8 protein-coding genes are annotated in these 12,962 nt (G+C 46.3%); 2 read left to right on the top strand and 6 right to left on the bottom strand.

Annotated elements, in window-relative coordinates:
* Positions 1 to 66: 66 nt before the first annotated feature.
* The 4 genes from DWY57_RS13995 to DWY57_RS13980 form a co-directional block, all read right to left on the bottom strand.
* Entirely contained in the window at positions 67 to 3,096 is a 3,030-nt protein-coding gene (locus DWY57_RS13995) for a cell surface protein (protein ID WP_119961942.1), read from the bottom strand.
* Positions 3,097 to 3,530: 434 nt separating this feature from the next.
* Positions 3,531 to 4,484, bottom strand: coding sequence for a site-specific integrase (locus DWY57_RS13990; protein WP_119961941.1), 954 nt, complete (start codon positions 4,482 to 4,484; stop codon positions 3,531 to 3,533).
* A 133-nt stretch (positions 4,485 to 4,617) separates the two neighbouring features.
* On the bottom strand, positions 4,618 to 5,391 hold the full coding sequence (locus DWY57_RS13985; protein WP_117600992.1) for a hypothetical protein: 774 nt from the start codon (positions 5,389 to 5,391) through the stop codon (positions 4,618 to 4,620).
* Between the two features lie 5 nt (positions 5,392 to 5,396).
* A complete protein-coding gene (locus tag DWY57_RS13980; RefSeq protein WP_117600993.1) occupies positions 5,397 to 7,457 on the bottom strand; it encodes an HDIG domain-containing metalloprotein in 2,061 nt (686 codons plus the stop codon).
* A gap of 97 nt (positions 7,458 to 7,554) precedes the next feature.
* Here DWY57_RS13980 and gltX point away from each other — a divergent pair, with 97 nt between their 5' ends.
* Both gltX and DWY57_RS13970 read left to right on the top strand, forming a co-directional pair.
* The gene (gene gltX, locus DWY57_RS13975) at positions 7,555 to 9,081 is read left to right on the top strand and encodes a glutamate--tRNA ligase (RefSeq protein WP_119961940.1); all 1,527 of its coding nucleotides are present in this window, start codon (positions 7,555 to 7,557) and stop codon (positions 9,079 to 9,081) included.
* 31 nt (positions 9,082 to 9,112) lie between these two features.
* Entirely contained in the window at positions 9,113 to 10,333 is a 1,221-nt protein-coding gene (locus DWY57_RS13970; protein WP_117600995.1) for a glycosyltransferase N-terminal domain-containing protein, read from the top strand.
* Positions 10,334 to 10,422: 89 nt separating this feature from the next.
* On the opposite strand, the gene DWY57_RS13965 is transcribed toward DWY57_RS13970, so the two are convergent.
* Together DWY57_RS13965 and DWY57_RS13960 are read right to left on the bottom strand one after the other, a co-directional pair.
* A complete protein-coding gene (locus DWY57_RS13965; protein ID WP_117600996.1) occupies positions 10,423 to 10,935 on the bottom strand; it encodes a gamma carbonic anhydrase family protein in 513 nt (170 codons plus the stop codon).
* Positions 10,936 to 10,938: 3 nt separating this feature from the next.
* Complete coding sequence (locus tag DWY57_RS13960) at positions 10,939 to 12,732, bottom strand: aminopeptidase P family protein (protein ID WP_117600997.1); 1,794 nt, start codon at positions 12,730 to 12,732, stop codon at positions 10,939 to 10,941.
* Positions 12,733 to 12,962 lie beyond the last annotated feature (230 nt).

Genomic DNA, 12,962 nt, shown 5'->3' with positions numbered 1-12,962 from the left:
CATAAAGTACGGAAGCTTATTTTTTCAGTTAGGCTTCTCTTTCATCAATTACTAAGAATGAAAAAATTATTTCTTAATAACGAAGTATGGATATTCCTCAGGATTTTCGTGTCCGAAGAAGTCTACCATTGTGAACTTCAAGGTTGCAATAACATCAGAAGTCGGTGGATTTTGTCCCAATCTTGAAACAAATACAAATTCTTGAGTAACCGCATCAAATGTTACAGTAAAGTATTCGTCATCCACATTGTTAGAAGCCAAGTGGCATTCTTTGATATTTGCAGCAACAAAAGTAGGCGCGTAATCTATATCACCTTTCTTGAACTTCAGAATATTAGCAAGAGCAATTCTTGTTTCAGAAACGTTATAGATTAAGGATTCCTTAATTGGATTCTTCTTGTCATCAAAGTTCTTCCATTCAGAAGTGAAACCTTCACCACATACAAGTCTCAGTTTGAAGTTCTGGGCAGCCGGGGCTTTTACAGTGTAAGAGTAGTCTGCCGTTTCTGATGAAACATTGCTGTACTTATAGGATACGGTTACATCGTACATCTTTCCTTCTGGTTTATCTGCAAACAGAGCTGCTGCTTTATCCTTGTCATTGTTTACATCGAGATAGAATCCATATCTAGCAGCACTTGCCTTATCAGAGTAGAATACAATCTGCTTTTCTGCGCAAGTGAATGTATAGTTGAAGTCGATGATTGCGTTGGTAGGATCAGAAACGCCATTGAATGCTGTACCCAGATTATGGATAGTAGTATTCCAGTTAGCTTCTGTTACTTCAACAACCTTTGCGCCTTCTTTGTCAAGTTGGTTGGCCTTAGCAGAGAATGCAGCAGGGAATTCTGGCATCTTCTTGGTTATTTCAATGGCAACTTTCTTAACTATTACATTCTTCTTACTATCGGTAAAGTTGAAATACATCTTATAAGTACCATTATCCTTGAACTTATTCAAATTATCCTTCAATGAAATAACTAACTTGCCTTCCTGTCTGTCGAAGTTTTTGACGAAATTTTCATTGTCATTCGGATTATTCTCTATGTCAAATATCAAATTACCTTCCTCATATTCATTATATTTATCTTCAAACAGTTTCAGAAGTTCTTCGTCCAAATCAATCTCAACATCACGTTCGTAATCACCATCAGGAGCATTCCATACCGGTACGTAATCAGCCTTCAACGTAGTAGTCATAGCATCGATGTCGCCTACTGCTACATAGAATGCCTTACCGTCCGGGTCAACCAAAGAACCGTTATTATTTACTGCATATACGCGGAAACCGATAATGTCACCATCAGCCTTCTCTGCATTGATAGACATTTCAATCTTACGGTTTGTCGTAATTGTATTCAGTCCTTCGATATCTGCCTCATAAGAGTTCCATGCCGTGATTTCAGACGGAGCACTTTCTACGGCACGTTGCGCGTCGAGCACTACATAGAAACCATAGATACCACTGATATCCTCATCACTATAACTCAATTCTACGGTAAACTTTTCACCTACTTTTGTAGAGAAGAAAGATTCGCTAGAACCTTCTTTGTCACGGTTATCGCCACCCCTCCAAAGGTCTTGGTCTCTCCATCTGCCATATTTAGTAGTAGCATCAATAGATACATAAGAGCCGTTTTCCTCTATACGGTTTCCGTTTCCATCAACATTCCATTTATAGTCATAGAACAGCTTTTTGCTTGCATCAGCAGTTAAAGTTCCATCTTCAGCATACTGGAAACGGTTACGCAGATCATTCACATCCTTGTCGTTGACCTTGAAATTCAGTTCATACTGCGGTGTATATACAGAACCCAGTGTCAATTCATAACCGGTTGTCACACTACGTTCCACGTCGCCCGGTTTGTCTGTTACTGCTACTGCGTAGAGAATATCCTTCAGTTTCTTCACCGGTTCGTCTTCAGCGTTGCCGCTCTTATAGTCAAACTTTGCAGCTTTCAGCAAATTCTCTTCTGTATAGTTATCCTTGTTCAACTTGAATACGACTTTCCACAGACCATTAGAAGATACACCTCTGGTGGTTACTGTGCCTTTAAACTGCTCCACTTTCTCAACAGTCACCAGTTCATCTAGATTGCCCAGTGCAGAATTGACAAATGAAATCTGTCCTTCGGTCAAGGTGGCATTAGCCGGTGACACACGAATCAATACAGAGTCGCTGATGAATGCTCTTTCACCTTTTTTGAACTCCTTTTGATTAATGATTTCATAAGAATTTGCCTCTACTTCGTCGGAGCTGCCTTTACCAAACACACGGTCTTCTACAGCTTCAGCAGTACGCAAATCCATTATAGAAGGCTCACCTTCAATAATATTGTCAGTTTTGCTGCCGAATGAATAATTCAACAATTCTACATGAGTAACAGCTTTACTGAATGCAGCAGAAATCAAGTCTAATTTAGCGCCTACAACTTCTGTTACTTGTGCTGCAATTTTTGCAGCCATTTCTTCTGTCAGCTCGCCAGCTTGCAATTTTTCCAAATCAGCTTTTAAAGCAGCAATGGCAGCATCGTTGGTTCCTTTATATTCATCCAAAGCGGCAATTTGTGCTTCAATGGCAGCTTTGTTCTTACCAATCTGTTCTGCATTGGCAGCGACATCAGCTTTCAAGGTAGTGATGCTGCTCTGCAAAGCTACATCTGCTGCTGCCAATTTTTCCAATGTTGCTTCAGTAGTAGTTTTGAACTGTTCCAAAGTCTGGATTCTACCTGAAATTTCAGCCAGTTTTTCTTCTATTGCTGCTATACCGGCTTTGTCGGCCTCTTGCAACTCGGCTTTGACTTTTTCCAATTCAGCCTTTGCTGCAGCAATAGCAGCTTCTTGTGCTGCAAGGGCAGCCTTTGAAGCCTCGTCTTTTGCAGCAGCGATTTCACTCTGCAAACCACTTTGTGCAGACTGCAAATTGCTGATTGAGCTCTCTACAGCAGTAATCTTGGCACTCAGACCATTTTGACCGTCGATTTGTTCCTGCAAGTTGTTGATGTCATCATCGTAGTCCTTACAAGACGTAAACGTTCCTGCAGTACCAACCATTAAGGCACTGAACAGGATCACACTTAGAAACTTCTTGTTCATAATTGAAAACTTTAAATTTATAAATTTAAAAAATAAAAAAGTGAATAATCTCTCATTTTATATTCCATTCCTATATCCGTTTTGTTATATGATTTTCCGTTACTTCGCAGGTAATGAAATCTTGTTAATTTCGTTAATAATCAGGGAATAAGGAGGGAATAGGCTGATTTTGTTCAGAATAGTAAAAATCAGTCCGTTAGGATATTGGAAAGATAATATATAGTCTTAATCCCCAACATCATAGAAAAGCTACAATAGAAATTATGAAGTGAAAAAGTGCCTAATTTTCAATCAAAGCTTCTATCTTTCAGTTTATTGCTTACGTTGGGAATTTTTTTGTAAAGTCGATATCAATCCGTTCCTCAAAACTTTGTTTGAAGATTATAAAAAAAAACAACAAGTTTGCTCTACTTCCTTAAAAGAAGTAATCTCTTTTATACTGGATATCCTTCGTTTTTTACAAAAGAAATTACCTTCTGATTGGCTTCGTCAATCTTTCTGTTGCTGAAAGGCTTCAGATAGGTTTCCGTCACTGTGATGGAGGAGTGCCCCATGGCTTCTGATATGATTCCGGGATGTATCTCGCAGTGGTAAGCCATGGTGGCCCAAGTATGTCTCGCGGCATAACTACTGAGTGCCGACTGCATTCCCAGACACTGCCTGAGCACTGCCAAACGTTGGTTGAATGCCCTGAGTGCCGACTGGTATTCCCGGTATGCCGCTTCTGTGCCTTCCTCACTTTGTAATATGGGGAATAAATAAGGAGAGTCCTTGTCCTTGTTTGCTATTATTCTCACCATCTGCATGGCTTCGGGTGTGAGTGACACGGTTAGTGCCCGTCCCGTCTTCCTGCGCCTATAAGACAAGGTGTTTCCTTGTAAGTCCCTTTTGTGCAGATACGCTAGGTCTACAAAAGGAATCCCTCTTAGCATAAACATCAATACAAAGAAAATTTTTGTTTTCTGTCGGGTGTTGGGAGAATTACCGGCCTGCAGGTTCATCTCTGTCTCTCGCACCAAAGAGCCTATGTCGGAAGCTTCGAGCGCTTTCTTCCTATCTGTCCGTGTACCGGTATACACATGTTCAAACAGTCTGGGTACATATCGCACCAGCTTTCTGTCCACTGTCCGGTTGTAAACCGAGCGTATTGCTTTAATATAGGTGGACACCGTATTCCAACTACAATTCCTCTGCTTGAGGAAGTTTTCGAATCTCTTCAGTACGGTCGGGCTCAGCTTGCGCATGGGCACCGGTTGCCATTTGGCGAATACCGAGAATGCATTCACCGTTGACTGGTAGATGTGTGCTGTTCCCCACCTGCCGCTTTCCCGGAGTTCCCCAATGACTGAGGAGAACATCTCTTGTAAGGTAATTTCATTTCTGCTCATTTTCAAATTATTTATAAAAAGGTTTATCCTGCAATTATAAATAAATTGAGAGCAAGTGCAAAGGCATCATTCTGAAATCTGCGAAACGGGAATGATGCCGTATCCGGCAGCTTATTTGTTGGCTAACGTCTGTTTAGTGGCTGATATACGTATCCTGGAAGAACCGTTTGTTGTCGTTTAGGCTGCAAGTGGCATCCACTCCGGCTTGTTGCAGGCGTTCGGTAATCTCATTCAGCTTTTTCCTCGAAACCCTTCCGATATAAAACAGACGATAGCGGTAATCGTTGTCCAACAATTCCATGACGTGCGTGAAATTCTGTTCGCGGGCAAAGTCGAAGTTTACTTTTCTTAGGTTTTGGTACGGATAGCGGATGTTCCTGCCTACGCTGTGTATGATGAGGCCGTCATTGTCCAGCGTCAGGTAACAGAAGCGGGTCATCAGCATGCTGATGAAAAAAAGACTTAATGCAAACGAAATGATAGCCGGGATGAAGCCCCACCATACGTTGCCACTGACGGAATAATATCCCAAGATAAGGGACACTAGGAATAAGACAAAGAACCAGAACATATAGAGTGACGGGCGCTGGTATGTTTCTGTGGGAATCTTTGCGGCTGTCCGTTCCCTCGGTGCGTAGTTGTCGAAGGGGATTTCTTGGGAGACCAGGTAGCGGATGACCGAGGAAGGGTGACGGAAAGGAGGCAGATAGATTGCTTTTTCTTTCCCTTCCTTTAGATGTAAAGTCAGTATGCCCGGACCGTATTTGTCTTTTGCAGCCAGGTTGCTTTTGCGGGGAACCTGGTGGTAACGCTTCATGAAACTGAAACTCTTGATTTGGTGCAGTCCGATGTGCTGGCTTTGCAGCAGTTGTTCGGCTCTTTTCTGTTCTTTACTGGTCACTTCCATAGTTCTTATTTTTTAAGTTCGGGATAACTGATGCGGGTATGGTATATAGTCTTCAGCTTCTCCTTGAATACGTTCTTCACGGTGGCGATATCCTTGAAGGTGATGGGGCATTCCTTGAAATAGCCTTCTGCCACTTGCGAATCGATAATCTTGTCTACCAGGTTGCTGATGCTCTCTTCCGTATATTCGGGCAGACTGCGTGAAGCGGCTTCCACCGAATCGGCCATCATCAGGATAGCCTGCTCTTTGGTGAACGGGTTGGGACCGGGGTAAGTGAATGCCTCCTCGTTGGGGGCTTCACCGGGGTGTTCGTTTTTCCAGGAGATATAGAAATACTTCGTTTTTCCACGACCATGGTGAGTGGTGATGAAATCCTTGATTACTTTGGGGAGATTGTTCTTCTCGGCCAGCTTCAGCCCGTCCGTCACATGGCTGATGACGACTTGGGCACTTTGCTCATAGCCCAGATTCTTGTGCGGATTGACTCCGCCCGACTGATTCTCGGTGAAGAACACCGGATTCTCCATCTTGCCGATGTCATGATACAGCGCTCCGGTACGTACCAGCTGGCTTTTGGCTCCGATGCGGTTGGCCGCTTCTGCCGCAAGGTTGGCAACCTGCATGGAATGCTGGAAGGTGCCGGGAACTGTCTCGGACATGCGGCGCAGCAGGCTGTTATTGATGTTGGACAATTCGACCAGGGTGACATTGGAGGTAAAGCCGAACGTCTTTTCCACCAGGAAGAGCAGGGGATAGGTGAACAGCAGCAACACTCCGTTGATGACGAAATAGGTGTACATGCTTCCGTTGATTTTTGTCAAGTCGTTTTCTGTAATCAGCTCAAAAGCAAAGTAGACGGCAGCGTAGGTCAATATGACGAGGAAGGCTGTTCGGAACAGTTGCGACCGTTGTGAAAGCTCCCTCAGACTGAAGATGGCAACCAGTCCCGCCGAGAGTTGCAGAAGAATGAATTCATGCGGATAGCGCAGGCAGATGGAGCATATCAGTATGGTGGTGACTTGTGCGATGAAGGCCGTGCGTGAGTCGAGGAACACCCGGATGATGACCGGCAGCATGGCATACGGGATGATATAGACATTGAATATGTTGTTGGCAACCATGATGGCCGTCACCACGCAATAGAACATGATGAGGGCGAAGAGCAGGGAGAGGCTGCCCTTGCGCTTGTAGTAATCTTTACGGAACAAGTCGAGGTAGAGCATGAAACACAGCATGAAGATACTGGCAAACAGTACCTGCCCCGCCAGCATCAACCGTTTTTGCCCGATGGACTCACTGCGTTTGATGGATTCTTTCCGTAGACTTTCAAGGATGTTGTATGTCTCCTGGCTGACAATCTCGCCGCGGTCGATGATTTTCTGTCCGCTCAGTACGATGCCGTTGGCCCATGAATAGTTGTCGAGCATCTCCTTCTTGGCGGTCTCTGTCCGCTGCTCGTCATAGGTTAGATTAGGAAACAGATATTCGTTCAGCGAGCATTGCCGTAGAATGTCCGGGCGGTAGTGGGCGGTATCGGCCGTGAGTATATAGTTATAGGCATCCTTCACCGAATATACCTTGTTGATGTCCTGCTGGTTGGCCAGTTTGTCGTTAATGACCATGATGGCGGTTGTGCTGTCCTTATGCAGTTGGTTCAACTCTTCGGTGGAAACGATGCCGGCGCGATATACTTCAGAGAGTTTCCTTTCCAGAAAGCGGACGTAGTCGGTGGAGGGAAGCAGGCCGCGCAGGTGGGTCTGATAGTCTGCCTTCAACTTGGCGAGCACACTTTTCTCAATGCTTTTGTCCAGCTGGAAATACGGCTGGAAGGCGGCGAGGATACTGTCCTGCTCGCGTTTCACCACTTCGTCGGCCTTATAGATGGGGAAGTCGAAGGTGGCCATGAGCTGTCCGTACTTCCAGGGCTTGTCAATGTCGAACTGGTAGTTGAATTTACCGTCACGTGGCAGAAAATAGACAATAATCCCCACAGTGCCGATGAATATCAGTGCTCTGTATAGCAAATCTCTGAGTGAGAACTCTTTTTGGGTATTGAAATAACTCATATCGGCTGAAATTTTTGCGAAAAGTACAAAAAAAAACATTAGTGTGGAAAAAAAGGTTTAATTTTGCCGTCTAAAATATTCATAAGTAAGGTAGATTATGACAGAAAGAAAGGTCAGAGTCCGTTTTGCCCCGAGTCCTACGGGGGCGTTGCACATCGGCGGTGTGCGTACAGCTTTATACAATTATCTCTTTGCGCGTCAGCATGGAGGAGATTTGATATTTCGTATTGAAGATACTGATTCCAACCGGTTTGTACCGGGTGCGGAAGAATATATCCTGGAGTCTTTCAAGTGGTTGGGCATCCCGTTTGACGAGGGCGTGAGTTTCGGTGGAGACCATGGCCCGTACCGTCAGTCGGAACGTCGGGAAATATACAAGAAGTATGTTCAGATTCTGCTGGAGGCCGGAAAAGCCTACATCGCTTTCGATACTCCTGAGGAGCTGGAAGTAAAGCGTGCGGAGATTGCGAATTTCCAGTACGATGCTTCTACCCGCATGCAGATGTGCAATTCACTGACCCTTCCTAAAGAAGAGGTAGACGCGCTGATTGCTGCCGGTAAGCAGTACGTGGTGCGTTTCAAGATAGAGCCGAACGAAGATGTGCATGTGAACGACTTGATTCGTGGGGAAGTGGTGATAAACTCTTCCATTCTTGATGACAAGGTTCTTTATAAATCGGCAGATGAACTACCTACTTACCATCTGGCCAATATTGTGGACGACCATTTGATGGAAGTGTCCCATGTGATACGTGGTGAGGAATGGTTGCCTTCCGCACCGTTGCATGTATTGCTCTACCGTGCCTTTGGGTGGGAGGATACCATGCCTGCCTTTGCGCATTTGCCCTTGTTGCTGAAGCCCGAGGGTAACGGCAAATTGAGTAAGCGTGACGGCGACCGTCTGGGCTTCCCGGTTTTCCCGTTGGAGTGGCATGACCCCAAGTCGGGAGATGTCTCTTCAGGTTACCGCGAATCTGGTTATCTGCCCGAAGCGGTCATTAATTTCCTGGCTCTGCTGGGCTGGAATCCGGGCAATGACCAGGAACTGATGTCTATGGATGAATTGGTGAAATTGTTTGATTTGAGCCATTGTAGCAAGTCGGGTGCCAAATTCGACTATAAGAAAGGTATCTGGTTCAACCATGAGTACATCATGATGAAACCGGATGCGGAGATAGCTTGTCTTTTCAGGCCGGTGCTGGAGTCTAACGGCATAGACGCCTCCAACTATAGCGACGAGTTCCTTACGAAAGTGATTTCACTGGTGAAGGGACGCGTCAACTTCGTAAAGGAACTGTGGGACCAGACCCGTTTCTTCTTCGTAGCTCCCACGGAATATGCGGCAAAGGATGTGAAGAAACGTTGGTCGGAAGATACTCCCCGCATCATGGCTGAATTGATGGATGTGCTGCGCGGTATCGGGGATTTCTCCTCCAAGCCTTCCGAAGATATTGTGATTGGCTGGATTACCGAGCGTGGCTATCACATGGGAAATGTGATGAATGCCTTCCGCTTGTCAGTGGTGGGCGAGTGTAAAGGTCCGCACATGTTCGACATTACCGAGCTGATTGGCAAGGAAGAGACGTTGGTCCGTATACAGCGTGCTGTTGATGCTTTAAAGTGAATAAATCTTCTTCATCCTTAATCCATATAGTATGCTATATGACTTGGCAATAGCCATCTACGATATTCTGGTGCATCTGGCTGCTCCATTTAGCCGTAAGCCCCGAAAGATGATGAAGGGACACTGGGTGGTTTATGAACTTCTCCGGCAGCAGTTGGAGAAGGACGTGCGCTATATATGGTTCCATGCCGCTTCTTTGGGGGAGTTCGAGCAGGGACGGCCGTTGATTGAGAAAATTCGTGCCAAATATCCGGATTACGGTATTCTGCTGACTTTCTTCTCGCCGTCGGGCTATGAGGTCCGCAAGAATTATAGGGGGGCAGACGTTGTCTGCTACCTGCCTTTCGACAAGCCTCGAAATGTGAAGAAGTTCCTGGATATCGTGAATCCCTGCATGGCATTCTTCATCAAGTACGAGTTCTGGAAGAACTATCTGGACGAACTGCATAAGCGTCGTATTCCGGTGTACAGCATTTCCTCCATTTTCCGTCGCGGGCAAGTATTTTTCAAGTGGTATGGCGGTACGTACAGACATGTGCTGCGCGACTTCGACCATTTGTTTGTGCAGAATGAACGCTCCAAACGCTATCTGGCGAAGATAGGCATCAGCCGTGTCACGGTGGTGGGGGATACCCGTTTTGACCGTGTGCTGCAGATTTGTGAGGAAGCTAAGCGTCTGCCTTTGGTGGAGCTTTTCAAGAACAATACGATGACTTTTGTGGCAGGAAGCTCTTGGCAGCCGGACGAGGATTTATTTATTGAATACTTCAATCAGCATCCGGAGGTGAAGTTGATTATCGCTCCGCATGTCATCGACGAGAACCATCTGGTAGAGATTATCCGTAAACTGAAACGCCCTTATGTGCGCTATACCCGTGCCAACGAGAAGAATGTCCGTAAGGCCGATTGCCTGATTATTGATTGCTTCGGGCTGCTCTCTTCCATTTACCGCTATGGCGAGATTGCCTATATCGGAGGTGGTTTCGGAGTGGGAATCCACAATACCCTTGAGGCTGCAGTTTATGGCATTCCGGTGATTTTCGGACCGAAGTATCAGAAATTTCAGGAGGCCATCCAGTTGCTGGAGACAAAAGGCGCTTTCTCGGTGAAGGATTATGAGGAGCTGAAAACTTTGCTCGACCGTATGCTGACAGATGAAGTCTTTTTGCGCGAATCAGGCATGAATGCAAGCAATTATGTGACCAGCAATGCCGGTGCGACGGATAAGATAATGAGTATGATAAACTTTTAGAAGAGTAAAGAGTGATAACGATAGGGCGATAAAGGTGATGGAATGGCATCCCTTTATCGCTCTGTTTTTTAGGGGGGCCTTGCCTCCCTTTATTTGTACCAGTCGGAATACATCAGATAGTTGTGTGCAATCTTCTGGTTCAGCTCCTTGGCCTGCTTCGGGTCCACTTTCTTGATGAACTTGGCGGGGACTCCTCCCCAAATGCTTCCCGGCTCGATGACCGTATTACTCAATACCAGGGAACCGGCGGCGACAATGGCCCCTTCGCCCACTACTGCGTGGTCAAGGATGGTGGAACCCATCCCTACCAAAGCATAGTCCTTGATGGCAGCTCCGTGGATGGTCACGTTGTGCCCCACGGATACGTGGTCTCCTATCTCTATGGTCGATTTCTCGTACAAGGTATGGAGTACGCTTCCATCCTGGATATTTACTCCGTTTCCTATGCGGATTGAATTTACGTCACCTCGCAGCACGGTGCTGAACCAGATGCTGCAATCCCGTCCCATCTTGACGTCACCAATGATAACCGCATTGTCCGCCAAAAAACAATTCTCCCCGATTTCGGGAGTGAATCCTCTTACTGATTTTATTAATGCCATTTTTTAGTGATTAGTAGTTAGGTTACTGCATGCTTCCTTCAGCCATTCCCGTTCTTCTTCGTTCAGGCTTGGCGAAAGTTTCTCGTATACATGCTGGTGATAGTTGTCCAGCCATGCCGTTTCCTCTGCCGTCAGCATCTCTTTGATGATACCTTTCTTGCAGATGGGGCAGAGGGTAATGGTTTCGAATTTCAGGTAATTTCCGAACATGCCTTCACGGTCCTTCACGGTCAGCATCAGGTTTTCTGTGCGTATTCCATGACTTCCGGCTTTATAGACGCCCGGTTCGTTGGAAGTGACCATTCCCGGCCGGAGGGTTACCGGATTCTCGTTCATACGGATGCTTTGCGGACCTTCGTGCACATTGAGGAAATGACCTACGCCGTGTCCGGTACCATGCAGGAAGTTCATGTGGTGCTGCCATATCGGCATGCGGGCCAGTACATCCAGTTGCGCTCCTCGCGTACCTTCCGGGAAGACAGCCATGGCAAGGTTGATATGTCCTTTCAGTATCAGGGTGTAGTCCGTCTTCTCTTCTTCGGTCAGTTCCCCCAGTGCGATGGTGCGGGTGATGTCGGTAGTGCCGTCCAGGTATTGCGCACCCGAGTCCAGGAGCAGGAATCCCTCGGGTTTCAGTGGCACGTCCGTTTCCGGAGTGGCTTCGTAGTGTACAATGGCTCCATGCTCCTTGTACCCGGCAATGGTGTCGAAGCTTTCCCCCATGTAGAGTGGCTGTGCGGCACGGAATTCGTGTAGTTTCTTGTCTACGCTGATTTCTGTCTCGTTGCCTGCGGGAACGGCCTCCTCCAGCCATTTCAGGAATTTCACCAGTGCCACTCCGTCGCGTTGCATGGCTGCGTGGATGCCGGCTATTTCCCGGTCATTGCGGACTGCTTTCAGCAAGGCTATCGGTGAGCGCTCGTCAAGTACCCGGCAGGAAGGGGGGAGGGCAGAATAAACGGCATAATTCGTCCTTCCCATGTCGAGCATGATGCTGCCGTCCGGTATTTTTGTCACAAAGGATTCGGTGTCCTCATAAGCGTGGATGGTGACGCCGGCTTCTTCCAGATAGGCTGAAAGCTCTTCCGTTACTTTCTCGGGCTGGATGAAAAAGTGTGTTTCTTGTTCGTTGATTATCAGATAGCTCACTACTACGGGGTTGCAATGCACATCGTTGCCGCGTATGTTGAGTGCCCATGCTATCTCGTCCAATGCCGACACCAATAATACGTCTGCTTCGCTTTTCTTCATTTCCCGGCGGATATCAGCCAGTTTGTCCGGGCAGCTTTTCCCGGCGTATTTCATCTCGTGGATAAAGGCGGGTGCTTCGGGCATGGGAGGGCGGTCTGTCCATATCTCATTCATCGGGTCGGCAATGCTCTTTATGGTGATGTCGTTTTTTGCCAAATCCTCTTGCAGGGCTATGGCTTGTGTGGTGGAAAATACCTTTCCGTCTATACCTACAACTGAATTCGCTGTAAGGTTCTCCCGCAGGAAATCGAGGATGCTGGGCGTTTCGGGCAACATTTCCTTGTATAAGTCGATGCCGCTGCCTTCCAGCTGCTGCTCGGCTTGGAGAAAATAGCGGGAATCTGTCCACAGCCCCGCCTTGTCGGTGGTAATCACTACCGTGCCTGCCGAACCGGTAAAACCTGATATCCATTCTCTTGATTTCCAGTACGGTGCTACGTACTCGCTTAGGTGCGGGTCGGTACTGGGGATAATGAAAGCGTCTATGCCTTCTCTTTTTAACAATGCCCGTAAAGCATCTATACGTTGATTGATTGTCTGAGCCATATTTTTATAAATGTAATTAAGTAGGCGTGTAAATGAGTTTATAATCTCTCCATTCTCTGCTTTCAAAGTTACACATTCTCTTTTAAAAAATTGCCATGCTTCACGGATTTTAGCGGATTGGCTCAATAAAAACATCTTTCCCTCTGCTCATTCGTTTGATAATTAGGAATTATGGGTAATTTTTTTGCAGAAAGTTTTGTGAATAAAGAAAGTATGTGTAATTTTGCCGC

It is taken from the genome of Bacteroides sp. AF25-5LB (genome assembly GCF_003602965.1).
GTDB classification, from domain to species: Bacteria; Bacteroidota; Bacteroidia; order Bacteroidales; family Bacteroidaceae; genus Bacteroides; species Bacteroides uniformis.
This window is presented reverse-complemented; position numbering and strand designations above follow the sequence as displayed.